Below are 24,980 nucleotides of genomic sequence, written 5' to 3'. Positions count from 1 at the left end.
GTGCACCGCGCGCCGCCCGCGCCGGGTGACCCGCAGGCATCGGCGTGCAGGCAGCGTTACCCACACGCCGACTGCCCGTCGGTATCGCCCCAGTCCGAACCGCGATGCCCGCACATGATGGCGGGCGTCGTTCGCTTCGCTCAGCGCACCGCGATCCGCAGCACGTCGTCGAGCAAGGCCGCCGCGGTGACATCGGCGCCCGCGCCCGGCCCCTGGATCAGCAGCGGCTGCTGCAGATAGCGGTCGCTGTGGATGGCGACGCGGTTGTCGGTGCCGGCACCGCTGGCCAATGGATGCGTCAGCGGCAGCACGCGCAGGCCCACCGAGGCGCCGTGCGCATCGAAGCGACCGACGAAGCGCAGGCAGGCGCCGGCGGCCTGTGCCTGCGCCAGGCGCGCCGCCAGCGGCGCGTCCAATTGTTCGAGTGCGGCATCCAGTTGCGCCAGCGGCACCGTGGCCAGCGCGGCCGGCACCAGCGACTCCACCTGCACCTGCTCGGCGCGCAACGGCAGGCCGGCGGCGCGGGCCAGGATCAGCAGCTTGCGCCGCACGTCCTCGCCGGACAGGTCCTCGCGCGGATCGGGTTCGGTGTAGCCGGCGGCCGCGGCCTCGCGCACGCACGCGGAGAAGCTACGGCAGCCGTGGTAGCGATGCAGCAGCCAGGCCAGGGAGCCGGACAGCACGCCTTCCACCGCGTGGATGTGGTCGCCGCCGGCGACCAGCGCACGCAGGCTGCTCAGCAACGGCAGCCCGGCGCCGACCGTGGCGCTGTCGCCGTAATGGGTGCTGGCGACATGGCGGGCGGCCTGGATCTGTTCGGCCCGCGCCAGCGCGGCGCCCTGACCGAGCTTGTTGGCGGTGACCACGTGCACGCCGCGCCGCAGCCACTCGGCATGGCGCTGCGCCACCGCCTCGCTGGCGGTGGCGTCGACCACGATGTCGCCACGGCCCAGATCCTCCGGCAACGTCACCGTCTGCGCCGTGCGCGCGGCGGCATTGGCCGCGGCCAGCGCCTGCGCCGGCGTCACCGCGCAATCGGCAACGGTGCGCGAATTGGCCAGCCAGGCGAAGGTCGGCAGGCCAGGCCGGCGCTGCTGCAACGCCTGGTAGCGCGCGACGAAGGCGCGGCCGACGGTGCCGGTGCCGAGCAGGCCCAACCGCGCGGTGGCCGCGACGGGCGCCGCACGCAGCGGCGCCGATGGCGCATCGGCCAGGCCGCTGCTCACGCGTCCACCCGTTTGCGGGCCAGCGCCTCGCCGGCGCGCTGCGCGCGCTGCAGGCCGGCCTGCAGATCGGCGACCAGGTCCGCACTGGATTCGATACCCACCGACAAGCGCAGCAGGCCGTCGGAAATGCCGGCCTTGGCGCGCGCCTCGGCGGTCATCGCCGCATGGGTCATGGTCGCCGGATGCGCGATCAGGCTCTCCACGCCGCCCAGCGATTCGGCCAGGGTGAAGTAGCGCAGGCCGTCGACGAAGGCGCGCACCTCGGCCTCGCCGCCGGCCAGTTCGAAACTGATCATCGCGCCGAAGCCGCGCTGCTGCCGCGCCGCCACCGCGTGGCCCGGATGCGAGGCCAGGCCGGGGTAGTACACCTGGCGCACCGCGGCGTGCGTGGTCAGCAGGTCCACCACCGCCTGTGCGTTTTCCTGGTGCGCGCGCAGGCGCGCATCCAGCGTGCGCAGGCCGCGCAGGGTCAGGAACGCATCGAACGGCGAGCCGGTCAGGCCCAGCGCATTGGCCCACCACACCAATTGCTGGTGCAGTTCGGCATCGGCCGCGATCACCGCGCCACCGACCACGTCGCTGTGGCCGTTGACGTACTTGGTGGTGGAGTGGATCACCAGGTCGGCGCCGAAGGCGATCGGGGTCTGCAGCGCCGGCGACAGGAAGGTGTTGTCGACCACCGCCAGCGCGCCGGCCTTGTGCGCGGCGTCGATGACGAAGCGCAGGTCGGTGATGCGCAGCAGCGGGTTGGACGGGGTCTCGATCAGCACCAGCTTCGGCGCCTGCGCCAACGCATCGGCCAGCGAGCGCGGATCGGTCAGGTCGGCGGTGATCAGCTCGAAATGGCCCTTCTTGGCCAACGCGTTGAACAGCCGCCAGCTACCGCCGTACGCATCGTGTGGCACCACCAGCTTGTCGCCTGGCTGCAGTAGCGCATTGAGCACCAGGTTGATCGCGCCCATGCCGGTGGCGGTGATCACGCCGCCGGCGCCGCCTTCCAGTTCCGCCAGCGCTTCGCCGAGCAAGTCGCGGGTAGGGTTGCCGCTGCGGGTGTAGTCGTACTGGCGCTTGTTGCCGAAGCCGTCGAAGCTGAAGTTCGACGACAGCACGATCGGCGGGGTCACCGCACCGTAGGCGGTATCGCGGTCGATGCCGGCGCGGACCGCGGCGGTAGCGGCACTACAGGGCAGATCGGTGTCGTGGGCAGTGCTCATGCGGCAACTCCGGTGGGGCGAAGGGCGGTGGCGAGAATCGCGTCGATGCGATCGGTTTCTTTCAGGAAGGCGTCGTGGCCGTAGGGCGAACGCAGCACGCGCAGGCTGCCGCGCGGGCCCAGGCCTTCGACCAGGGTGACCAGGTCCGACAGCGGCACCAGGCGGTCGCCCTCGACCGCCACCACCACGGTGGGCACGGCGACGGCAGCCGGCTCGATGCGATGCAGGTCGATGGATTCGGACAGGCGCAGGTAGGCGTTGACCTGGGTGCGCGCCACGTACTGCGCGCCGGCGGCGTCCAGGTAGTCTTCGGCGGCGACGCGGACGCGGCCGTTGATCACTTCCGGCGCCGCGTCGAAGCGTTCGCCGAATTCCTCCGGAGTGCGGTAGCTGAGCATCGCGAACTGCCGCGCCAGCGACAGCCCGTGGCTCTCGGCGCATTGCAGCTGGCCCAGTGCCACGGCGCGGCGCTGCAGCGCGCGCCAGGCCGCGGCATACGGATGCGCGCGGTGCGCGCCGCTGACCGCGATCAGCTTCTGCAGGCGCTGCGGATGCCGCACCGCCAGTTGCAGGCCGACCAGGGCGCCGTAGGAGTAGCCGACGAACCCGTGCAGTTGCGCGATGTCCAGCGCGTCCAGCAGCGCGGCGATGGCATCGGCCTGGTCGGCACTGTCGATGGGCGCGTCCAGGCTGCCATCGGCGCCGACGAAATCGAACGCCAGCAGCCGCCGCTGGGTGGGATCCAGCGCCCGCCCCGGCCCGACCAGGCCTTCGGCCCAGCCCTTCTCGGGAAAACTGGCGTTGGCGGCGAGATGGCGGTGCGCGGAGATGCCGCCGGCGACGAACACCACCGGCGCGGCAGCCGGGCCGCTCAGTTCGTAGCGCAGGCGCAGCAGTTGCACACCGGCGTGGCGCAGCGGCAACGCGACGGCGATCTCGCCACGCATCGCGTGCACGCCGTCGGCCGGCGCGGCAACGCGGTCGTGGGACGGAATGGCGGAGGTGGGGCGATCAGGCGAGTTCACGAGGCGCATGGCGGTATCCGGAGAGGAACGGCCATCGAGCTTCGCGGAGCTCGCGTTCGCCATGCAGAGGGCATGGATCGAACCATCTTTCGGCGGACGCGTGGGTCCCCGCAGGATTTGGCACCTACACGGCCGCTTGCGCGTCCGCTGGCTGCCCCGGCATCAAAGGGCCTGTCCCTCCGCCGGTCTCGATGGTGAAGCCACGATGCCAGCGATTTTCGGTCATGTCAATCTCTTTATTCGGATGAAGCGATATGATTTTTCGATCCCTGGCCTCGGCCATACTCCGCTTCCCCCATCGCTGCCCCTGTCCGTGCGCCGACGCCGCTCCCGCCGCTGTCTTGCCGTGGTCCTGTCGCTGGCACTGGCGACCGGCACGCCTGCGCAACCGCTGCTGCGCTGGAATGCTCCGCGGCCCGAACCACAGCCACCGCCGGCGTGGCTGCAGGTGACCGCCCGCGACAGCGGGCTGCGCGAGGTCGCATTGGGCAATCCGCTCGGCGGCCCGGTGCAGATCCGCCTGCTGGGCGACCGTGCCGGCTTCACTGCCGTGCCCGCGCTGCCGCTGACCGTGGAGCTGGCCGCCGGCGAGCGCCGCATGGTCGCGCGCCTGTATCCCCCCGGCGACCTCGCCGAGGCCGGCGGCGACGGCGCCCGACTGCGCATCGAGGCGATCCCCGGTTCGCCGCGCGCCCATGCCGACGCGGTGCTGTATGCCCTGCCCTTCGCCGATCGCCCGGTGCGCATCGACCAGGGCTTCGGCGGCGCCTTCAGCCATCGCGATCCCGCCAATGCCTATGCGCTGGACTTCGCCCTGCCCGAAGGCACGCCGGTGCTGGCCGCGCGCGCGGGCGTGGTGATGGAGGTGCGCGACGACTTCCGCGAGTCCGGCACCGACCCGCGCCTGGGTCAGGCCGCCAACCTGGTGCGGGTGGTGCACGCCGACGGCAGCATGGCGATCTATGCACACCTGGCCCCCGGCGGCGTGCAGGTGCGGGTGGGCCAGGCGGTGCAGCGTGGCGACCGCCTCGGCCTGTCCGGCAACACCGGCCTGAGCAGCGGCCCGCACCTGCATTTCGCCGTCCAGCTCAACCGCGGCCTGCGCCTGGAATCGGTGCCGTTCCGGATGGCCGGCCCGCTGGGCGAATTGCGCTTCGCCCATCCCGCCCCACCCTGAGCGCGCCTACCGTTCGTCGGCAAACGCATTGACATCCGCCAAGTGTATTGATGTATTAATACACATGGATGCAACCCACCTCCACGTGCAACCCAGCGCCCCCGAGCCGATCTACCGGCAGATCGCCGAGCAGATCCGCCGCCTGGTCGCCGCCGGGCAACTGCGCCCGGGCGACGGCCTGCCCTCGGTGCGCGAGGTCGCCGCGGTCCACGCGGTGAACCCGATGACGGTCTCGCGCGCCTACAGCCAGCTCGAAGCCGAGGGCGTGCTGGAACGCCTGCGCGGCCGCGGCATGGCGGTGGCCGCGACCGCCGCCGCACCGCAACGGCAGCGCCTGGAGTTGATCGAACCCCGGCTGCAGGAACTGGTCCGGCATTGCCGCGAACTGGGCCTGCCGGCGCCTCCCGTGATCGAACGTCTTGAACAGTTGTTTGGAGAACCTGGCGATGAGTAGCGTGGCGATGCAGAGCGCAATCCAGACCGACCTGGACATGGACCTGCCGCTGGCGGCGCACGACCTGCACCTGGCGTTCGGTGCCAGCGACGTGCTGCGGGGCGTGGGCCTGCAGATCGGGCGCGGCGAGGTCGTCGGCCTGATCGGCCGCAACGGCACCGGCAAGAGCACACTGCTGGCCTGCCTGCTCGGCCTGCTGCAGCCGCAGCGCGGCCAGGCGCGCGTATTCGGCGGTCCGGCGCTGCGCCTGGACGACGCGCGCAAGGCGCGCATCGGCTTCGTGCCCCAGCAGCCCCAGGCCTTCGGCTGGATGCGCGTGGAGGAACTGCTCGCCTTCGCCGCGCAGCTGTATCCGCACTGGGACCCGCAGCGCGCCGACACGCTGCTGCAGCGCTGGGAACTGGACCGCCGCCAGCGCATCGACACGCTCTCCCCCGGCCAGGCCCAGCGCCTGGCCCTGGTGCGCGCACTGGCGGCGCGGCCGGCGCTGCTGGTGCTCGACGAACCGGCCTCGGCGCTGGATCCGGTCGCGCGCCGCGACCTGATGCGCGAGATCGTCACCGAAACCTGCGATGCCGGCACCACCGTGCTGTTCTCCAGCCACATCGTCAGCGACCTGGAACGGGTGGCCTCGCGCGTGGCTTTCCTGCACCAAGGCCGGCTGCTGCTGGACCAGCCGCTGGACGAGCTCAAGGACAGCGTGTTGCGACTCACGCTGCCGCCGGCCGCCGCCGCGCTGCTCGGCGACGCCGTGCTGCGCGACGAACTCGCACGGCGCCGCAGCGCCGACGGCGGCACCGCCGTACTGCTGCACGCCAGCGAACCGCCTTCCGCCCTGCTCGGCGTGCCCGGTCTGCGCATCGACCGGCTCGGCCTGGAGGACCTGTTCATCGAGGTGGCGGGATGAAGCGCCTGCTCGCCGATCTGCGCCTGCTGTACGCGGCATCGGGCAGGACCCGATGGGTCTACCCCTGGGTGATCGCCGCGGCATTGGCCCTGACGTTGGTCGACAATCCACCATCGCCGCTGGTGCTGACCTGCCCCATCGTGCTGCTGCTCTGGGCACGACTCGGCGCACGCTTGCTGAGCCTGCTCGAGCAGGCGCATCGCCTGCGCCTTCCGGGGCTGCGCAGTCGCTTCGCGCGCCTGTTCGCACTGGCGGTGGCCAGCACCGTGCTGGTGCCGGTCCTGCTGTACGTGCCGCGCGGCAGCGATCCCAGCCTGACGGCACCGACGCTGCTGCTGTGCGCGTCCGGCGGGCTGCTGCTGGCGACAGCGCCGGCGTGGTCCAGTACCGCACTGCTGTGTCTGCCGCCCCTCGGCTTCATGCTGCACTACTGGGTCGGCGTGCCATTGGACGCGTACCCGCGCAGCACCATGCTGGCCATCGCTGCAGCGTGCGTCGCGGGCGCGACGTGGGCGTACCGCCGCGCCAGCACGCCTCGGCCCGTCGCGCTCGCGCCCTGGCTGCGTCCGCTATGGATGAACCTGCAGCCGCGCCTGCCCAGCGATGGCGCGATCAGGCAGGTGGTCGCATCGCAAACCGGGCGCCGTGGGTGGATGCAGGGCATCGCGCGCCCCAGCGTTCCCTCGGACCTGCGCGGCGCACCGGAACGCGCCATGCGCTTCGCACTCGGTCCAGGTTTCGCTCCCGGCAGCGCGGCCGGCACCGCGCTGGCCGTCCTCGTCATGCCGTCGCTGGTGTTGCTGTGGACGCTGCTGCTGGTGGGCACGCAATCGCCGACGCTGCCGCTGATCCTGGCCAACGTCATGGCCAACCTGTCCAGCGCGAAGTTCCTGCAACGACTGTGGCTGTGGCGCAAGCACGGCAACCTCGGCCTGATGGAAAGCGCCCTGCTGCCCGGCCTGGGCGCACCCGGGCAGATCGGCTCGCTGTTCAACCAGGTGGTGCTGAAATGCGCGATCGCGGCGATGCTGCCGTGGCTGGGCCTGTCCTGGCTGCTCGGGCTGCTCAGACACGCCCCGACCGCCTACTACCCACTGACGGTGTCGATCACCCTGACCGGGACCCTGCTTGCCAGCACCGTCCTGCTGGCCTGCCTGCGCTGGCCGCGCAGCGTGTCGGCGCTGGTCGTGGCGCACTGCACGCTGACGCTGCTGGGCGCCATCAGCATCGGCCAGGTCGGCCTGCCCGGCGCGGTGGCGCCGCACTGGCTGGCACCAGCCTGGAGCCTGCTGCTGCTCGGCATGGTCGTCGTCTACAACCTGGTGGCACGCCAATCCAGCAGGCGCCCGCATCCCTGGCTGCTCAACTGAACGGCCGCCGCGGGAAGCCCGCTATAATCGCGGGCTTCCTCCGTTGCCGATGACGCCCTTCCGGGCGTGCCGCCCATGTCCGAAGTCGCCACCGAAGCTGCGCGCCGCCGCACCTTCGCCATCATTTCCCATCCCGACGCCGGCAAGACCACGCTGACCGAAAAGCTGCTGCTGTTCGGCGGGGCGATCCAGATGGCCGGCTCGGTGAAGGGCCGCAAGGCCGCCCGCCACGCCACCTCGGACTGGATGGCGCTGGAAAAGGAGCGCGGCATCTCGGTGACCTCGTCGGTGATGCAGTTCCCGTACGAAGGCAAGATCATCAACCTGCTCGACACCCCCGGCCACGCCGACTTCGGCGAGGACACCTACCGCGTGCTCACCGCGGTGGACTCGGCGTTGATGGTGATCGACGTTGCCAAGGGCGTGGAAGAGCGCACCATCAAGCTGATGGAGGTGTGCCGGCTGCGCGACACGCCGATCATGACCTTCATCAACAAGCTCGACCGCGAGGGCAAGGATCCGATCGACCTGCTCGACGAGGTCGAGACCGTGCTCGGCATCGAATGCGCGCCGGTGACCTGGCCGATCGGCATGGGCCAGCGCCTCAAGGGCGTGGTGCACCTGGTGACCGGCGAAGTGCACCTGTACGAGCCCGGCCGCAACTTCACCCGCCAGGACTCGACCATCTTCCCGTCGCTGGACGCGCCCGGCCTGGCCGAGAAGATCGGCGCACAGATGCTGGCCGACCTGCGCGAGGAACTGGAACTGGTGCAGGGCGCCAGCCACGCCTTCGACCTGGACGCCTACCGCGCCGGCAAGCAGACCCCGGTGTTCTTCGGTTCGGGCGTCAACAACTTCGGCGTGCAGCCGCTGCTGGACTTCTTCGCCGAGCACGCGCCGCCGCCGCAGCCGCGCGCCACCACCGGCCGCCAGGTGCAGGCCGGCGAGGACAAGCTGACCGGCTTCGTGTTCAAGATCCAGGCCAACATGGATCCGCAGCATCGCGACCGCGTCGCGTTCATGCGCATCTGTTCGGGCCGCTTCGCCGCCGGCATGAAGACCCTGCACGTGCGCACCGGCAAGGAGGTCAAGCTGGCCAACGCGCTGACCTTCATGGCCAGCGACCGCGAGATCGCCGCCGAGGCCTACCCCGGCGACGTCATCGGCATCCACAACCACGGCACCATCTCCATCGGCGACACCTTCACCGAGGGCGAGTCGCTGTCGTTCACCGGCATTCCCAACTTCGCCCCGGAACTGTTCCGCCGCGCGCGCCTGCGCGACCCGCTCAAGCTCAAGCAATTGCAGAAGGGCCTGGCGCAGCTGTCCGAGGAAGGCGCCACCCAGTTCTTTCGTCCGCTGATGAGCAACGACCTGATCCTCGGTGCGGTCGGCACGCTGCAGTTCGACGTGGTCGCCTACCGGCTCAAGGACGAGTACGGCGTGGACGCCAGCTTCGAACCGGTGGGCGTGGTCACCGCGCGCTGGGTGCACTGCGACAACCCCAAGAAGCTGGAAGAGTTCCGCGAGAAGAACGCGATGAACCTCGGCATCGACGCCGCCGGCGAACTGGTCTACCTGGCGCCGACCCGGGTCAACCTGCAATTGGCGCAGGAACGTGCGCCGGACGTGCGGTTCGCGGCCACGCGCGAACACGCGCACAGCGTGGCGGTGGAATGACCGCCATGTGACCGCGGGCGTGCGCCGGCTGAGCGCACGCCCAACCGGCGTCGCAGTGCGGCGCCGCAGCGGATGCGAACCGCTCGCAATTGCGCTACCGTGCGGGCCCATGGATGCAGACCGGTCGCCCGCCTACTCGAACGCCGACGCGCAGCCTTCCACGGACTGGCGCGACGAACTGGCCAGCGCGCTGACCCACGGCCTCGGCGCCATCGCCGCGCTGGCCGGCGGCTCGGTGCTGATCACTCTCGCCGCCATCTACGGCGACGGCTGGCAGCTCGCCACCGCGATCGTGTTCAGCGTCACCTTGCTGCTGCTGTACGTGGCCTCGACGCTGTATCACGCCATCCCGCATCCCGGCGCCAAGGCGCGCCTGCAGATCTTCGACCACTGCGCGATCTACCTGCTGATCGCCGGCACCTACACCCCGTTCACCCTGATCGGCCTGCGCGGCCCGTGGGGCTGGGGCCTGTTCGCAGCGATCTGGACCATCGCCGTGGCCGGGGTGATCTTCAAGCTGTTCTTCACTGGTCGCTTCCGCCTGCTGTCGACCATCCTGTACATCGCCATGGGCTGGCTGATCGTGGTGGCGATCGAACCGCTGCTGCGCTCCATCGACGCCTGGACCCTGGGCTGGCTGCTGGCCGGCGGCCTGTTCTACACCCTGGGCACGTATTTCTACCAGCGCGACACCGTGCGCTACTTCCACGCCATCTGGCATCTGTTCGTCCTCGCCGGCAGCGTCTGCCACTTCGTGGCGGTGACCAACCAGGTGCTGTAGGCAGACCATCGGCCGTTCGCCGGCGTCCCGAACACCGCCCTCCCAGGGCGGCATGACGGACCGCTCTGCGATCGCAACGCCTACCCACGCACTCGCTTGGAATGTCGAGCGCATGGCGTACGCTCTGCATCAACGCCGATCAGCTCTTGCGCTTCTGACACGCTCCAGCAGAGACGACCATGTGCGATGGATGCTGGTTGACATAGCGCTGCTTCGTCGCGAACGCCCCATCCGGTTCCGTTTCGAGGTTGTCAGAGACATGGATCGTGAAGGTTCCAACTTCCGAGAATGCGGCGACCACGTGCTCCTTGCCTTCCGCATCCCAATACATCCCTGCCGCGATGGCAGGCGTAATAACCACGCGCCCACCGGTTGCCGAAACGCCCTCGCACTGGGTCTCGCTGTCCATCAAAACAAGGAATCTTCCGCTCGGCGCCAGAATGCCCACTTCAATCGGATCGATGTTCCCGACGTCGATGCGCACAACCTGCGCCGGATCCACATCCGCCTGAGACGCGCCACCCACCGGCGACACGAGACAAAAGGCAGCGACGGCGAGTGGAAACCTGCCGAAGCGCTTGGCTGACTCTCTCACACGCATCCCCTGTCAAATACACCGACGACCGCTAATTGACCGGGACCAAGGGTGATGCACTGCGATGCTGTAGGCGGCCAGAAAGCCACCTTCACCATCAAGTACCTTGGAATCGCCGTCAGCGATCTCCGGCTCTTCCCGTGAGCGGCAGCGTCTGATCCCGCAGGCAGCCCACATGCATCATGCATCCCCGGTGTGGACGCGGACAACGCCCATCGGGCCCGCCATCCCGTCCGCTTTCGCACCCCGTGCACGGCGGCTGCCTAGGATGGCCGCATGGCTCGCGACCCCGCTTCCGCATCCCGCTCCTGGCCCTGGCGGCGCAACGACGGCCGCCTGCGGCGCTGGCCGTTCGTGCTCGGCGCGCTGGTGCTGCTCCTGCTGGTCATCATCCTGATCTTCGACTGGAACTGGTTCAAGGCGCCGGTCGAACGCGCGGTGCAGGCACGCACCGGCCGCGCCTTCCATATCGACGGCAACCTGGACGTGGACCTGGGCCGCATCGTCACCGTGCGCGGCGATCGCCTGCGCTTCGCCAACGCCGATTGGTCGAAGCAGCCGCAGATGGCCAGCGCCGACCGCGCCGAACTGGACATCGCGCTGTGGCCACTGCTGCGCGGCCGCCTGCGCATCCCCGAGATCCGCCTGACCAAGCCCGATCTGCTGCTGGAAACCGGACCGAACGGACAGCCCGGCAACTGGGTGCTCGGCCAGTCCGAGGGCGGCCGTCCGGTCGTGCTCGGCGCCCTGCTGGTACAGCAGGGACATTTGCGCTTCCAGGATCCGGCCGGGCGCACCGAGATCGACATCGCCGTCGACAGCCAGGTCGGGCAGCGCCGCCGTGGCGATGCCGCCCCGCCGATCGCGGTCAGCGGCGACGGCCGCTGGCGCGGCAATCCCTTCACCCTGAAAGGCAGTACCGCCTCGCCGCTGGAACTGAGCGAGAGCGACCATCCGTTCCGCGTCGACCTGCGCGGCAGCGCCGGCAGCACCCGCGCGCACATGCGCGGCACCCTGACCAATCCGTTCCAGTTGCGCGTGTTCGACCTGCAACTGCAACTGGCCGGCACCGACATGGCCCACCTGTATCCGCTGCTGGGCATCGCCATCCCCTCCACCCCGCCCTACCAGTTGGACGGACGCCTGCAGCGCGACGGCGATCGCTGGCGCTACCAGGACTTCCGCGGCCGCGCCGGCGACAGCGACCTGGCCGGCACCGTGCAGATCGATACCGCTGGGCAACGCCCGTTCCTGCGCGCCGACCTGCGTTCGCAGCGGCTGGATTTCGACGACCTGGCCGGCTTCGTCGGCGCACCGCCGCGCACCGGCGCCGGCGAGACCGCCAATGCCGAGCAGAAGGCGCAGGCAGCCAAGCTCGCCGCCACCGACAAGGTGCTGCCGTCCACCCCATACGACCTCGGCAAGCTGCGCGCGATGGATGCCGACGTGCGCTGGAAGGCGCAGCGCATCAATGCGCCGTCGCTGCCGCTGGACGACATGGACGCGCACCTGAAGCTCGACGACGGCGTCCTGCTGCTGCAACCGCTGAACTTCGGCGTGGCCGGCGGCGACCTGCGCTCGGACATCCGCATGGATGCACGCAAGCCCACGCTGTTCACCCGCGCGCAGGTGTCGATCCGCGGCGTGCAGCTGGGCAAGCTGTTCCCCGACGGCAAGCTGGCCAAGGAAGCCGCCGGCGCGATCGGCGGCGAGATCGCGCTGGCCGGCAGCGGCAACTCGATCGCGCAGATGCTCGGCAGCGCCGACGGCAACGTCGCCGTCGGCATGGGCAAGGGCCGGATCAGCAACCTGGTAATGGAACTGGCCGGCCTGGATATCGCCGAATCGCTGAAGTACCTGGTGACCAAGGACCGCGAGATCCCGGTGCGCTGTGCGTTCGGCGACTTCGGCGTGCAGCACGGAGTGATGACCTCGCGCGGCCTGGCCTTCGACAGCACCGACACCCTGCTGGTCGGCAGCGGCACCATCGACCTGGGCCAGGAACGCCTGGACCTGCTGCTGAAGGCGCAACCCAAGGATCGCAGCATCCTCGCCCTGCGCTCGCCGCTGCGCGTCGGCGGCACCTTCAAGGACCCGAGCTTCCGCCCCGACTTCAAGGCCCTGGGCGTACGCGGCGCGATCGCCGTCGCCCTGGGCAGCATCGCCCCGCCAGCGGCGCTGCTGGCCACCATCGAGACCGGGCCGGGCAAGGATATTCAGTGCGGCCGTTGAAGCCGGGAGTGGGGAATCGGGAATAGGGAATCGCGAGAGCAAAATCGCGTTCCGCGTATCGATCTTGTCAGGCGACGATGCACGGATGGCTGCAGGGGATCGTTGCTTTTGACTTCCTATTCCCGATTCCCTACTCCCGATTTCCAGCCCCTCAGCTCCTGATGTATTCCTGCAACTGATCCAGCTCCTCGCGCTGCTCTTCGATCACCGCCTTGACCAGGTCGCCGATCGAGATCACGCCGATCACGGTGCCGGCGTCCACCACGGGCAGGTGGCGGATGCGTTGCCCGGTCATCAGTTCCATGCACTGCTGCACGCTCTGCGACGGGTCCACGGTGTGCACCCTGCTGCTCATGATGTCGCGCACCGGCGTGGTCGCCGAGGAGCGGTCCTGCAGGACCACCTTGCGTGCGTAGTCGCGCTCGGACAGGATCCCGGACAGCTGTCCGTCCTGCAGCACCAGCACCGCGCCGATGCCCTTGGCGGCCATCAGCCGCAGCGCCTCGATCACCGCCGTGTCCGGCGCGACCGCGTGGATCTCATTGCCCTTTTCGCTCAAGACCTGCCGTACCGTCCGCATCGCTGCCTCCCGGTTCGCTGGATCGCACGGCCGAGCATACTCCTTCGCCCGGTGCACGCCAGGTCTCCACCAGGTACAGCGGTCGCTGTTTGGATTCCTCGTACAGCCGGCCCAGGTATTCGCCGATCAGGCCCAGCGCGATCAGTTGCACGCCGCCCAGGAACAGGATGACCGCCATCATCGTCGGCCAGCCGGCCACCGGGTCGCCCCACAGCGCCGCTTTGACCACCACCCAGATCGCGAACAGGAAGGCGCCCACCGCTGTCGCCAGGCCCAGGTAGGTGGCCACCCGCAACGGCGCGGTGGAGAAGCCGGTGATGCCGTCCAGGGCGAAGTTCCACAACCGCCACAGGCTGAACTTGCTGCGCCCAGCCAGCCGCGGCGCACGCCGGTACGGCACCGCCAGGCGGCGGAAACCGATCCAGCCGAACAATCCCTTCATGAAGCGGTGGCGCTCGCGCAATTGCCGCAGCGCGGCCAGCGCGCGTGGCGACAGCAGGCGAAAATCGCCGGTATCGGCGGGGATCGGCGTCTTCGACAGGCGCCCGATCACCCGGTAGAACAGCGCCGCGGTGCCGCGCTTGAGCCAGCCCTCGCCTTCGCGCACCAGGCGCGTACCGTAGATATCGTCGTAGCCGGCGCGCCAATGCGCGACGAACTGTCCGATCAGTTCCGGCGGATCCTGCCCATCGGCGTCCAGCAGCATCGCCGCGCCGCGATCGACGCAGTCCAGACCGGCGGTCAACGCCAGTTCCTTGCCGAAATTGCGCGACAGGCGCAGCGCGCCGACCCGCGGATCGGACGCGGCCAGCGTCTGGATCGTCTCCCAGGTCGCATCGCGGCTGCCGTCGTCGACGTACAGCACCCGCCCCTCCAATCCCGGCACGGCGTCGAGCGCAGCGACGATGCGCGGGTGCAACAGCGGCAGGGTCTGCGCCTCGTTGAACGCAGTGACGACGACGGTAAGACGTTCGGATTCCATCGGCGGATGGTACGGAGCCGCCTGCGGGTTCACCAGCGGCACGCGGCGCCTGACGAACTCCTCCCTTCTCCCACTGGGAGAAGGTGCCCCGAAGGGGCGGATGAGGGTGCGTCTGCCGCCGCCCCCACCACGCTCACCTGCCGGCCGTACCCTCACCCCAGCCCCTCTCCCGAAGGGAGAGGGGCTTTGAATCCCTTCTCCCACTGGGGGAAGGTGCCCCGAAGGGGCGGATGAGGGTACGTCTGCCGCCGCCCCCACCACGCTCACCTGCCGGCCGTACCCTCACCCCAACCCCTCTCCCGGGGGAGAGGGGCTCAAGCTACGGCGCCTGCAGGTAGGCCGGGCCGCCCAGTTGTCGGGTCTGGCGCTGGATCCAGTTGGCGCGTCCCTGCACGTACGGGCCGGGACGCGCGGCGTTGTAGCGCTGCGGCGCCGGCAGCACCGCCGCCAGCAGCGCGCTCTGCGCCGGCGTCAGCTGCGCCGCGTCCTTGTTCCAGAAGCTGCGCGCCGCCGCCTGTGCGCCATACACGCCGTCGCCGAACTCGGCGACGTTGGCGTACACCTCCAGAATGCGCTGCTTCGACCACAGCGCCTCGATCAGCACCGTGTACCAGGCCTCCAGGCCCTTGCGCAACCAACTGCGGCCTTGCCACAGGAACACGTTCTTGGCGACCTGCTGGCTGATGGTGCTGGCGCCGCGCAGACGGCCGCCGCGCGCGTTGTGGTCGCGCGCCTTCTCGATCGCATCCAGATCGAAACCGTGATGGCTTGGGAAGCGCTGGTCCTCCGCGGCGACCAGGGAGATCGGCAGGCTCGGCGCGATCTGCGCGGTATCGCGCCAGTCGTAGGCGATGCGGTACGACCAGTCGCCACTGGCCCAGGCACCAAGCTGGCGCTCCAGCATCATCGCCGAGAACGGCGGGTCGACGAAGCGCAGCAGCAACACCTGCGACACGCTCGCCAGCACAAACAGCAACGGCGCCAGCAGCAGCCAGCGCCGCCAGCGCCTGGCCCGTGGACGCGCCGGAAGGGTGCCACTTGCATCGCGGCGCCCCGCCCCCATTCCTATGCTTTCTTCGATCTGGTCCACCGTGACGATCCACTCTCGTGCGGTCGCCATCTTCCCATGCGCAGCGAGGCCGCAATGCATTCTTCCGACGATCGTCTGACCCGCTTCCTGCTCCCCGGCGCCGGCGTGCGCGGCGTGCACGTGCGCCTGCACGACACCTGGCGCGAGATCCTGGCGCCGGCCAGCTATCCCGCCGCGGCCACCGAACTGCTGGGCGAGGCCTGCGTCGCCGCGGCCCTGTTCACCGGCCATACCAAGGTCGACGGGCGCCTGTCGGTGCAGTTGCGCAGCCAGGGCGCGCTGCGCACCCTGTTCGCCGAGTGCACCGCCGCCGGCACGCTGCGCGGCATCGTCCAGCTGGGCGAAGGCCAGGACGCGCCGCGCGACCTGCGCGTGCTCGGCGACGATGCCCTGCTGGCGATCACCATCGAGAACCCCGGCCTGGACCCGCGCGAACCGCAGCGCTACCAGAGTCTGGTGGCGATGTCCTCGGCCGAGCTGGACGAAGCCTTCGAGGACTACTTCCGCCAGTCAGAGCAGTTGCCGACGCGGCTGATCCTGGCCGCCGACGGTACGCACGCCGCCGGCCTGCTGCTGCAGAAGCTGCCGGGCGACGCCGGCGACGAGGACGGCTGGAACCGCGCCGGCGCGCTGTTCGAGACCGTCGGCGAGGCCGAACTGCTGGCCACGCCGGCCGAAACCCTGCTGCACCGGCTGTTCCACGAGGAGACCCCGGAACTGCTCGGCGACCGCCCGCTGCGCTTCGGCTGCTCGTGCTCGCGCGAGCGGGTCGCGGCGATGCTGCGCTCGCTCGGCGAGGAAGAAGCGCGGGCGGCGGCCGAGGCGACCGGCCAAGTTGAGATCCGCTGCGAGTTCTGCGGCCGCCACTATGACTTCCCCTTGACGGAATTCGGAGTATTGTTTGCCGTAACGCAGGCTGAACCGACGTCCTCGGAGCGCTTGCACTAGCTGAAACGCGCGTCGCGACCGGGGAGTCCGACTTGTTAAAGAAACATAAACCCTCTAGCATCGACCACCCTGTCCGGCGGGAACTTTCGTGCCCGCCCCAAGTCTCAGATTGCTGATGCGACCCTTCCTGCGCCTACCGCTCGCCCTGCTGATCGCCCTCGCGGCGAGCACGGGCGCGCACGCGCAGAGCAAGCCCGCCAATGGTCACGACCGCACCGTGCTGCCGGTCTGGAACAAGGGCAGCGGCAAGGTCGAGGCGCTGCTGTATCTGGAACCCACCGGCGAACAGGCGGTTGGCGCGCGCTGGCATTTCGGCCGCAACTCCCTGGATGCGGCGTTCGGCCTGTCCTCCGGCGACTCGCTGGGCCTGCTGTGCAACAGCGCCAGCGGCGGCAGCATCAGCGGCTTGGCCAGCCATTGCATGCTGGCCAGCCTGGGCGACGACGACGGCACCACCGGCCACCATGTCGCCGCCACCACCACCTTCAACCGCCCAGGCGGGCGTCTGTCGCTGTCGGCGGGCACCGGCCGCGAGAACCTCCCCGCCTGGCTGGCCGGCGCCAACAAGACGCCGTCGATGCGGATGGAGCAGAACGACCTGACCGTCTTCGCGCAGCAGAACATCGGCCGCGAGGGCTTCGTCTCGATCGGCGGCACCTACGCCAAGGCGCGCCTGGTGCCGATCGCCGACGCCACCCCGGCCATGCTCGACCGCTGGGACAGCAAGAGCCTGAGCATCGGCGGCGGCTACGGCTCGTTCAGCGCCAACGTGATCGGCCGTGTCGTCGACGCCCCCGGCCAACCCGGCAAGTGGACCGGCCTGGGCGTGGGCCTGACCTGGCGCACCCCATGGAGCGGCCAGCTGACCGTGGGCGCCGAGAACGTCATCACCCGCGGCAAGAACCCGTTCTCGCCGAACAACATCAGCACCGAAGAGGGGACCATCCCCTACGTGCGCTACGAGCAGGATCTGTAGCGACCACTTGCGGCAAGCGCCGCCTCATCACACCGCATTTTGTGATGGATACGTGATTTTTACTCCAATTCACGTCAAAACACCGCTTTGTTAACGGGACTTTAATTCTTCCTCCGACCGGGATACCATCCAGGCACCCTGAAGGGATTTGGAATCGCATTTCGATTCCGCCCACAGGCAAACCTTGGGCTTTACCCAATCTTTCGGAGAGAGAGCTAATGAATTGCAAGACCAACACCCTGCGTGATGCAGTGGTGCTCGCGCTTGTCGTGGGCGCCGGTGGCACCGCGGGCGCAGCCGTCGCTCAGGACGCGAGCGGCAGCGGCGCCACCAACCTGGATCGCATCGAAGTCACCGGTTCGCGCATCCGCCAGGTCGACACCGAGACCGCGCAGCCGGTCCTGCTGATTAGCCGCGACCAGATCGAGAAGCAGGGCTTCAAGTCGGTCGCCGACATCCTGCAGAACATCCCCACCGCCGGCTCCCCGGCCGTCAGCCGCACTTCTCCGCTGTCCTCCGGCGAAGCCGTCGGCGGCTACTACATCGATCTGCGCAACCTGGGCGCATCGCGCACGCTGGTGCTGGTCGACGGCAAGCGCCTCGGCAGCACCAACGGCGGCCTGCAGGACGTGTCCTCGATCCCGGCAGTGGCGGTCGAGCGCATCGAAGTGCTGAAGGACGGCGCCTCGAGCATCTACGGTTCCGACGCCATCGCCGGCGTGATCAACATCATCACCCGCAAGAACTTCGACGGCGCCGAAGCCAACGCCTACGTCGGCCAGTGGGGCCAGGGCGACGGCCAGCGTCAGGTCTACGACTTCATGATCGGCAGCACCGGCGAGCGCGGCTCGCTGACCGCCGGCGTCGAGTACACCAAGGAAGATCCGGTGTGGGCGCGCGACCGCTGGTTCAGCCGCACCCGCTTCCCGACCGGCGAAGATTCCGAGTCGCGGCCGGGCGGCCTGTCCGGCACCAGCCAGTACGGCCGTTTCGCCTACCGCAACGGCGCGGGCCAGACCGTCACCCGTACCCTGCGTCGCGATGTCCAGGGCCTGGATCCGGCGAACATCAACAGCTACCGCGCGCTGGACAGTTCCGACGTGTCCAACCCGGCGCTGGCCTCGACCGTGTACAGCGGCATCGAGCGCAAGTCCGCGTTCCTGAACGGCACCTTCAACTTCACCGACAACATCCGCTTCGACACCAGCGTCCTGTACACCGATCGCGAGTCGTTCGCGCAGAACTCCGGCTATCCGTTCAACAGCGCCAACTTCGTGCTGTCGCAGGACGGCCTGTCGGCCGACAGCGTGTTCAATCCGGTCGGCAACAAGGCCACCGGCGGCCTGCCTCCGGGCACCGCGCCGCAGGCGGTGCAGTACGTGCGTCGCGGCTGGGAAGTGCCGCGCGAAGTGCGCAACAACCTCACCACCTACCGCTTCACCGGCGCCTTCAGCGGCAGCTTCGAGCTGGGCGAAGGCAAGTTCTGGGATTGGGACGCGGGCTATCTGTACAACCAGAACAAGGGTGTGCAGGTCAGCACCGGCAACCTGAACACCTATGCCGTCGGCCTGGCCACCGGCCCGTCCTTCATCAACGGCAGCGGCGTGGCGCAGTGCGGTTCGGCCGCCAATCCGATCGCGCTGGGCACTTCGGGCGGCAACTGCACACCGTGGAATCCCCTGCTGCCGGAAGGCTACAAGGGCGCCAACGGCCTGAGCGATCCGAACGTGCGCGCGTTCCTGTACCAGGACGGCCAGGCGATCTCGAAGACCGAGACCAAGAACTTCTTCGCCAACATCTCCGGCAGCATCGTGACCCTGCCGGCAGGCGACCTGGGCGTGGCGGTCGGCGTCGAGCACCGCCAGGAAAGCGGCAGCTTCTCTCCGGATGCGATGGCGCAAACCGGCATCTCCACCGACCTGGCTGCCGGCCCGACCCGCGGCAAGTACAGCCTGGACGAAGTCTATGCCGAGTTCCAGGTGCCGCTGCTGGCCAATGTGGCCTTCGCCAAGGAACTGAGTCTGTCGCTGGCCAGCCGCTACTCCGACTACGACAACTTCGGCGACACCGTGAACAGCAAGTTCGGCTTCAAGTGGAAGCCGATCGATTCGCTGCTGGTCCGCGGCACCTGGGCACAGGGCTTCCGCGCGCCGACCATCGCCGACCTGTACGGCGGCCTGTCGCAGAGCTTCGAGTACTACACCGATCCGTGCGATACCAAGTTCGGCACGGCGGCGGGCAATGCGCGCTGCGCGGCAGTGGTGCCGGCGGGCTTCCGCCAGCTCAATGCCTCGGGCACCGCGCCGGCCAACGGCCCGGGCGAGCAGAGCAACGTCCCGTTCGCCTCCGGCTCGACTCCGACCCTGACCCCGGAAACCTCCACCTCCAAGACCCTGGGTCTGGTGTGGAGCCCGGAATTCGTCACCGGCCTGAACGCGTCGCTGGACTGGTGGAAGGTGCGCATCGAGAACACCATCGTCTCCGATGACCCGACCACGCTGCTGGAAGACTGCTACCTGCGCGGCATCGCCTCGCGTTGCACCGGCTTCACCCGCAACGCCGCCGGCAACATCACCGCGCTGGCCTTCGGTCTGCGCAACGCCGGTTACCAGGAAACGGAAGGCTACGACCTCGACGTCACCTACCGCTTCGAGACCGCGTACGGCAACTTCACCGCGGCGTGGCTGAGCAGCTACGTGGCCAAGAACGAGCTGAAGCAGGACAACTCGGATACTCCGCCGAGCCAGCAGAACGGCTACCAGAACAAGAACGGCAGCTACTTCCGTCTGCGCTCGAACCTGAGCCTGACCTGGCAGATGAACGACTGGGCGGTCACCTGGAGCACCCGCTACTACTCCAGCACCAAGGAGCAGTGCTACTTCGACGACCGTTGCAGCGAGCCGAACTTCACCGCTCCGGAGTACGCGGGCGCGACCTACCCGGTCAACCGCATCGGCGCCAACGTCTTCCACGACGTGCAGGTGAGCTACAACACCCCGTGGAATGCGACCATCGCCGTCGGCGCGAACAACGTGTTCGAGCACTACGCCGCTCCGTCGTACTCGCAGCCGGCCTCCGGCTACTCGTACTACGGCGGTTACGACATCGGTCGTTTCATCTACATGAAGTACCAGCAGCGCTTCTGATCGCCTGGCGATCGGTAAACGTGTCACCACAACGGCTCCGCAAGGAGCCGTTGTTTTTTGCGAGTCGCGTAACGGGAAGCGACAGCGCACGCGCTTGGCGCACGCATGAGTCTGTGGAGATGCTGCAGCGCCCGCCGCGACATGGGCAGGACCCCGCAAGCGGCAGCGACATTCGCACACGGCAATGGCATGCGCGGAACTTCAATGCGCCGCACGCCGGACTGGCACAAGCGCGATGCGCGGTGCGCACATATGACGATGCATGCACAACGTCCCTGCATCGTTGGACGATTCCAGGGCCCAAGCGTTTTCGGAGTCCTACAGCGCACTGATCCATCGCGCCAGCCGACTGGCGCGATGCGTCGGTACGACGAACTGGATCAGCCGGGAATCAAGGTCACGATGACGTGTTCGACGTAGGCCTCGAAGTCCTCGCGCGCCTGCTTGGGCTGGTGCAATTGCAGCGACAGCTGCAGGAAGCCGACGTAGGCGGCATAGGCCAGGCGTGCGCGATGTTGCGCATCGGTCCGGCTGAGCCCGGCCTGGCGGAACGAGGCGATCAGATACTCCATGCGCCGCTGCGAGACCCGGTCGATCACCGGCCGCACCGCGGGATGATCGAGCGCCTTCAGCAACTCGCTGTAGATGATGTGCGGCTTGACCTCGTGCGCGACCAGTTGGAACAGCGCGCGCAGCCGCGTGCGCGGATCCGGCACCTCTTCCAGGCTGCCGAACACCTGCTGCTGCTCGACCAGTTCCCAGCGCTCCAGCGCGGCCTGCAGCAGCGCATCGCGCGAGGGGAAATGCCAGTAGAAGCTGCCCTTGGTGACGCCCAGGCGCCGCGCCAGCGGCTCCACCGCCACCGCGCTGACGCCCTGTTCGGCGATCAGGTCCAGGGCGGCCTGCGCCCAGTCTTCGGCACTGAGCCGGTTGTTGCGGCCACCGCCGGAAGCGGCGCCGTCGTCGGAGGAAGGAGCGGGCGCGGTATTCATCCGTGGATTTAACCATACGGGGACGTCGGTTGCAGTATGTGGTCTTCACGAGGGCGGCGCAAATGCCCGGCAGCATTGGCTTTTCGCACCCATACTGCATCGTATTGACATGCCGCGCAGAGCAACCATACTATCTCGTATGGTTTCCGCTTCCGCCACCGTCCCACATGCCGCCTCGGCTACCCTCTCGGGTGCCGGCGAGCTGGCGCTGGCCGCGACCGTCACCGGTCCCGGCGAGGCCGGATCGGTGCTGTTCGCGCATGGCTTCGGCCAGACCCGGCATGCCTGGTCGGCGACCACAGCGGCGCTGCAGGCGCACGGCTACCGCAGCGTCGCCTATGACGCGCGCGGCCATGGCGATTCGGCGCGCAACCCGGCGGACCTGCCCTATCGCGGCGAGCAGTTCACCGACGACCTGATCGTGGTCGCCGGCGAGATGTCGCCGCCACCGGTGCTGGTCGCCGCCTCGATGGGCGGGCTGTTCGGGCTGATCGCCGAATCGCGCTGGCCGGGGCTGTTCCGCGCGATGGTGCTGGTGGACATCACCCCGCGCTGGCAGCCGGCCGGGGTCGAGCGCATCCTCGCCTTCATGACCGCGCATCCGCACGGCTTTGCCAGTCTGGACGAGGCCGGCGACGCGATCGCCGCCTACCTGCCGCAGCGCGCGCGCAAGTCGCCCGAGGCGCTGCGCAGCGTCCTGCGGCAACACGCCGACGGCCGCTGGTACTGGCACTGGGATCCGCGCCTGGTCGAAGAACTGGCGCGCGACAGCGACCAGCACCAGGGCGCGATCGCGCAGGCCGCCGCGCACGTGCAGTGTCCGCTGCTGCTGATCAGCGGCGGCCGCAGCGATTTAGTCACGCCGCAGACCATCGAAGAATTCCTGTCGCTGGTGCCGCATGCGCAGCATGCGCATCTGCCCGAGGCCACGCATATGCTGGCCGGCGACGACAACGCCGCATTTACCGCCACTGTGTTGCACTACCTGGACGCCCTGCCACCGGCCTGCGCCGGCGCATCGTCCGCCGTCACCGAGTACCTCCCCGGAGCACGCCCATGAGCATCATTGCCCCCTTCCTCGTGTTGTTGCTGGCCGGCGCGTTCGCCGCCTATCACCGCATGCGGCTCGCCGTCTGGGCCGCGTTGAGCGCCACGCTGCTGGTCGCGTGCTGGCTGCTCGGCGCCAACCACGTCGCCACCATCGTCGCGGCCGTCGTGCTGGCGGTGGTTGCGATGCCGCTGCTGTTGCCGTTCGTGCGCAAGCCGCTGCTCACCGCGCCAATGCTGAAGGTATTCCGCAAGGTGCTGCCGCCGCTGTCGCAGACCGAGCGCATCGCTCTGGAAACCGGCTCGGTCGGCTTCGAAGGCGAGCTGTTCACCGGCGACCCGGACTGGCAGAAGCTGCTGAACTATCCCAAGCCGCAGCTGACCGCCGAAGAGCAGGCCTTCCTCGATGGCCCGGTGGAAGAACTGTGCCGGATGACCAACGACTGGGAAATCACCCACGTCCACGCCGACCTGCCGCCGGAGATCTGGAGCTTCATCAAGAAGAACAAGTTCTTCGGCATGATCATTCCGAAGGAATACGGCGGTTTGGGCTTTTCCGCGCTGGCCCACCACAAGGTGATCCAGAAGATCGCCTCGGTCTCCAGCGTGGTCAGTTCCACCGTCGGCGTGCCCAACTCGCTGGGCCCTGGCGAACTGCTGCTGCATTACGGCTCCAAGGAGCAAAAGGACTACTACCTGCCGCGCCTGGCCGTGGGCCAGGAAGTGCCCTGCTTCGGCCTGACCGGTCCGTTCGCCGGCTCCGATGCCACCTCGATCCCCGACTACGGCATCGTCTGCAAGGGCGAGTGGAACGGCGCCAACGTGCTCGGCGTCAAGCTGACCTTCGACAAGCGCTACATCACCCTGGCCCCGGTGGCGACCCTGGTCGGCCTGGCGTTCCGCATGTACGACCCGGAAGGCCTGATCGGCGACACCAAGGACATCGGCATCACCCTGGCGCTGCTGCCGCGCGAGACCCCGGGGGTCGAGATCGGCCGCCGCCACTTCCCGCTGAACTCACCGTTCCAGAACGGCCCGATCCATGGCCGCGAAGTGTTCATCCCGCTGAGCCAGTTGATCGGCGGCGTGGAAATGGTCGGCAAGGGTTGGAACATGCTCAACGAGTGCCTGGCCGTCGGCCGCTCGATCACCCTGCCCTCCACCGCCAGCGGCGGCGCCAAGTTCGGCGCGGTCGTCACCGGCGCGTATGCGCGCATCCGCAAGCAGTTCGGCCTGTCGGTCGGCCGCTTCGAAGGCGTGGAAGAGGCGCTGGCGCGGATCGGCGGCAAGGCCTATGCGATCAGCGCGCTGTCGCAGGCCACCGCTGCGGCGGTGGACCGCGGCGACGTGCCGTCGGTGCCGTCGGCGATCGCCAAGTACCACTGCACCACGATGAGCCGCGAGGTCATCAGCGACGTGATGGACGTGGTCGGCGGCAAGGGCATCATCCTCGGCCCGCGCAACTTCGCCGGCCGCAGCTGGCAGGCCGCGCCGATCGCGATCACCGTGGAAGGCGCCAACATCATGACCCGCAGCCTGCTGATCTTCGGCCAGGGCGCGATCCTGTGCCATCCGTGGGTGATGAAGGAGATGAAGGCCGCCGGCAATCCGGATCACAAGGCCGGCGTCGACGAGTTCGACCGCAACCTGTTCGGCCACATCGGCTTCGCCATCTCCAACGCGGTGCGTTCGCTGTGGTTCGGCCTGACCGCCGCGCGCATCGGCGCCGCGCCGGGCGATGCCTACACCCGCCGCTACTTCCGCAAGCTGGACCGCTACTCGGCGAACCTGGCGCTGATGGCCGACGTGTCGATGCTGATGCTCGGCGGCAAGCTGAAGTTCAAGGAGTCGCTGTCCGGACGCCTGGGCGACGTGCTGAGCCACATCTACATGACCAGCGCCATGCTCAAGCGTTACCACGACGACGGCGCGCCGGCCACCGACCAGCCGCTGCTGGCCTGGGCCTTCCACGACAGCGTGCACAAGATCGAGCTGGCGCTGTCGGCGGCGCTGCGCAACTTCCCGATCCGTCCGGTCGGTTGGCTGATGTGGGCGCTGATCTTCCCGTGGGGCCGCCGCGCCGAAGCGCCGGGCGACCGCCTGGGCCACCGCGTCGCCGCGCTGCTGATGACGCCGAACGAAGCCCGCGATCGCCTGGGCCAGGGCGTGTTCCTGACCCCGTGCGAGAACAACCCCGGCGGCCGCATCGCCAGCTACCTGACCAAGGCGGTGCTGGCCGAGCCGGTGGAGCGCAAGTTCCTGAAGGCGCTCAAGAGCAAGGGCATCGAATCGCTGGACTTCGCCTCGCAGTTGGATGAGGCGGTGCGCCAAGGCGTGCTGTCGGCCGACGAGCGCCGTCAGCTGGAGGAGCTGCGCGAGATCACCATGGACACGATCAGCGTCGACGACTTCGACACCGACGAACTTCGCTCGGCGAGCTACTACCAGCGTGCCGCGGCGGCGGCCGGCGACGGGCATTCGCGCGAAGCGGCCTGATCGTCCTGGCCATGCGACACCCACGACGGCGGACTTCGGTCCGCCGTCATGCGTTCGGGGGA

20 protein-coding genes and 1 riboswitch are annotated in these 24,980 nt (G+C 68.9%); of the genes, 12 read left to right on the top strand and 8 right to left on the bottom strand.

Translation table 11 applies throughout. The features are described from left to right. Positions 1-140: 140 nt before the first annotated feature. From ACHWVH_RS02360 to ACHWVH_RS02350, 3 genes are read right to left on the bottom strand one after another with little or no spacing between them, the layout of a single operon-like run. Positions 141-1,190 (bottom strand): homoserine dehydrogenase, encoded by a 1,050-nt coding sequence (locus tag ACHWVH_RS02360; RefSeq protein ID WP_394686596.1) that lies wholly within the window; start codon positions 1,188-1,190, stop codon positions 141-143. A 32-nt stretch (positions 1,191-1,222) separates the two neighbouring features. Beyond that, entirely contained in the window at positions 1,223-2,440 is a 1,218-nt protein-coding gene (locus tag ACHWVH_RS02355; RefSeq protein ID WP_295923586.1) for an O-succinylhomoserine (thiol)-lyase, read from the bottom strand. After that, a complete protein-coding gene (locus ACHWVH_RS02350; RefSeq protein WP_152238177.1) occupies positions 2,437-3,474 on the bottom strand; it encodes a homoserine O-succinyltransferase in 1,038 nt (345 codons plus the stop codon). Before ACHWVH_RS02350 ends, ACHWVH_RS02355 begins: the two co-directional genes overlap by 4 nt. A 70-nt stretch (positions 3,475-3,544) precedes the next feature. Then, positions 3,545-3,663, bottom strand: a riboswitch (SAM riboswitch). Between the two features lie 103 nt (positions 3,664-3,766). Between ACHWVH_RS02350 and ACHWVH_RS02345 the strand changes: the two genes are divergently transcribed. The 6 genes from ACHWVH_RS02345 to ACHWVH_RS02320 all read left to right on the top strand — a co-directional run bounded on the left by ACHWVH_RS02345 (position 3,767) and on the right by ACHWVH_RS02320 (position 9,834). Then, on the top strand, positions 3,767-4,642 hold the full coding sequence (locus tag ACHWVH_RS02345) for a M23 family metallopeptidase (RefSeq protein ID WP_394686595.1): 876 nt from the start codon (positions 3,767-3,769) through the stop codon (positions 4,640-4,642). Positions 4,643-4,706: 64 nt separating this feature from the next. After that, positions 4,707-5,096 carry a GntR family transcriptional regulator gene (locus ACHWVH_RS02340; protein ID WP_017910488.1) on the top strand — a complete coding sequence of 130 codons (390 nt, stop codon included), beginning with the start codon at positions 4,707-4,709 and terminating at the stop codon, positions 5,094-5,096. 7 nt (positions 5,097-5,103) lie between these two features. Next, the gene (locus ACHWVH_RS02335; RefSeq protein ID WP_394686593.1) at positions 5,104-6,003 is read left to right on the top strand and encodes an ABC transporter ATP-binding protein; all 900 of its coding nucleotides are present in this window, start codon (positions 5,104-5,106) and stop codon (positions 6,001-6,003) included. Further along, complete coding sequence (locus ACHWVH_RS02330) at positions 6,000-7,373, top strand: hypothetical protein (protein ID WP_394686592.1); 1,374 nt, start codon at positions 6,000-6,002, stop codon at positions 7,371-7,373. The genes ACHWVH_RS02335 and ACHWVH_RS02330 overlap by 4 nt, the downstream gene beginning before the upstream one ends. Positions 7,374-7,448: 75 nt before the next feature. Continuing rightward, the gene (locus ACHWVH_RS02325) at positions 7,449-9,053 is read left to right on the top strand and encodes a peptide chain release factor 3 (RefSeq protein WP_152237441.1); all 1,605 of its coding nucleotides are present in this window, start codon (positions 7,449-7,451) and stop codon (positions 9,051-9,053) included. 109 nt (positions 9,054-9,162) lie between these two features. Beyond that, positions 9,163-9,834: a hemolysin III family protein gene (locus ACHWVH_RS02320; protein ID WP_394686591.1), complete on the top strand. Its 672-nt coding sequence runs from the start codon at positions 9,163-9,165 to the stop codon at positions 9,832-9,834. A 139-nt stretch (positions 9,835-9,973) separates the two neighbouring features. On the opposite strand, the gene ACHWVH_RS02315 is transcribed toward ACHWVH_RS02320, so the two are convergent. Next, positions 9,974-10,429: a hypothetical protein gene (locus ACHWVH_RS02315; protein WP_394686590.1), complete on the bottom strand. Its 456-nt coding sequence runs from the start codon at positions 10,427-10,429 to the stop codon at positions 9,974-9,976. A gap of 276 nt (positions 10,430-10,705) precedes the next feature. On the opposite strand from ACHWVH_RS02315, the gene ACHWVH_RS02310 reads away from it, so the two are divergent. Further along, a complete protein-coding gene (locus ACHWVH_RS02310) occupies positions 10,706-12,661 on the top strand; it encodes an AsmA family protein (RefSeq protein ID WP_394686589.1) in 1,956 nt (651 codons plus the stop codon). Positions 12,662-12,812: 151 nt separating this feature from the next. Here ACHWVH_RS02310 and ACHWVH_RS02305 read toward each other — a convergent pair whose 3' ends face one another. From ACHWVH_RS02305 to mtgA, 3 genes are all read right to left on the bottom strand, one after another. Then, positions 12,813-13,241 (bottom strand): CBS domain-containing protein, encoded by a 429-nt coding sequence (locus ACHWVH_RS02305; RefSeq protein WP_043090869.1) that lies wholly within the window; start codon positions 13,239-13,241, stop codon positions 12,813-12,815. After that, a complete protein-coding gene (locus ACHWVH_RS02300; RefSeq protein ID WP_148827664.1) occupies positions 13,201-14,223 on the bottom strand; it encodes a glycosyltransferase family 2 protein in 1,023 nt (340 codons plus the stop codon). Before ACHWVH_RS02300 ends, ACHWVH_RS02305 begins: the two co-directional genes overlap by 41 nt. A gap of 319 nt (positions 14,224-14,542) precedes the next feature. Beyond that, on the bottom strand, positions 14,543-15,286 hold the full coding sequence (gene mtgA / locus ACHWVH_RS02295) for a monofunctional biosynthetic peptidoglycan transglycosylase (RefSeq protein ID WP_295923863.1): 744 nt from the start codon (positions 15,284-15,286) through the stop codon (positions 14,543-14,545). An 81-nt stretch (positions 15,287-15,367) separates the two neighbouring features. Between mtgA and ACHWVH_RS02290 the strand changes: the two genes are divergently transcribed. From ACHWVH_RS02290 to ACHWVH_RS02280, 3 genes are all read left to right on the top strand, one after another. Further along, entirely contained in the window at positions 15,368-16,261 is an 894-nt protein-coding gene (locus ACHWVH_RS02290; RefSeq protein ID WP_026143742.1) for an Hsp33 family molecular chaperone HslO, read from the top strand. A gap of 115 nt (positions 16,262-16,376) precedes the next feature. Continuing rightward, positions 16,377-17,237, top strand: coding sequence for a hypothetical protein (locus ACHWVH_RS02285; protein ID WP_295910402.1), 861 nt, complete (start codon positions 16,377-16,379; stop codon positions 17,235-17,237). Positions 17,238-17,455: 218 nt separating this feature from the next. Beyond that, complete coding sequence (locus ACHWVH_RS02280) at positions 17,456-20,383, top strand: TonB-dependent receptor domain-containing protein (protein ID WP_394686588.1); 2,928 nt, start codon at positions 17,456-17,458, stop codon at positions 20,381-20,383. A 380-nt stretch (positions 20,384-20,763) separates the two neighbouring features. On the opposite strand, the gene ACHWVH_RS02275 is transcribed toward ACHWVH_RS02280, so the two are convergent. Beyond that, complete coding sequence (locus ACHWVH_RS02275; protein ID WP_017910473.1) at positions 20,764-21,375, bottom strand: TetR/AcrR family transcriptional regulator; 612 nt, start codon at positions 21,373-21,375, stop codon at positions 20,764-20,766. A 139-nt stretch (positions 21,376-21,514) separates the two neighbouring features. On the opposite strand from ACHWVH_RS02275, the gene ACHWVH_RS02270 reads away from it, so the two are divergent. After that, positions 21,515-22,435, top strand: a complete 921-nt coding sequence (locus ACHWVH_RS02270) for an alpha/beta fold hydrolase (protein ID WP_394686587.1) — start codon at positions 21,515-21,517, stop codon at positions 22,433-22,435. Beyond that, positions 22,432-24,918 (top strand): acyl-CoA dehydrogenase, encoded by a 2,487-nt coding sequence (locus ACHWVH_RS02265; protein WP_394686586.1) that lies wholly within the window; start codon positions 22,432-22,434, stop codon positions 24,916-24,918. Before ACHWVH_RS02270 ends, ACHWVH_RS02265 begins: the two co-directional genes overlap by 4 nt. Positions 24,919-24,980: the final 62 nt, after the last annotated feature.

The organism is uncultured Xanthomonas sp. (genome assembly GCF_964278005.1).
In the GTDB taxonomy this organism is placed as follows: Bacteria; Pseudomonadota; Gammaproteobacteria; order Xanthomonadales; family Xanthomonadaceae; genus Xanthomonas_A; species Xanthomonas_A sontii.
The sequence above is the reverse complement of the archived record's forward strand: the minus strand, read 5'-3'. Positions and strand labels throughout refer to the sequence as shown.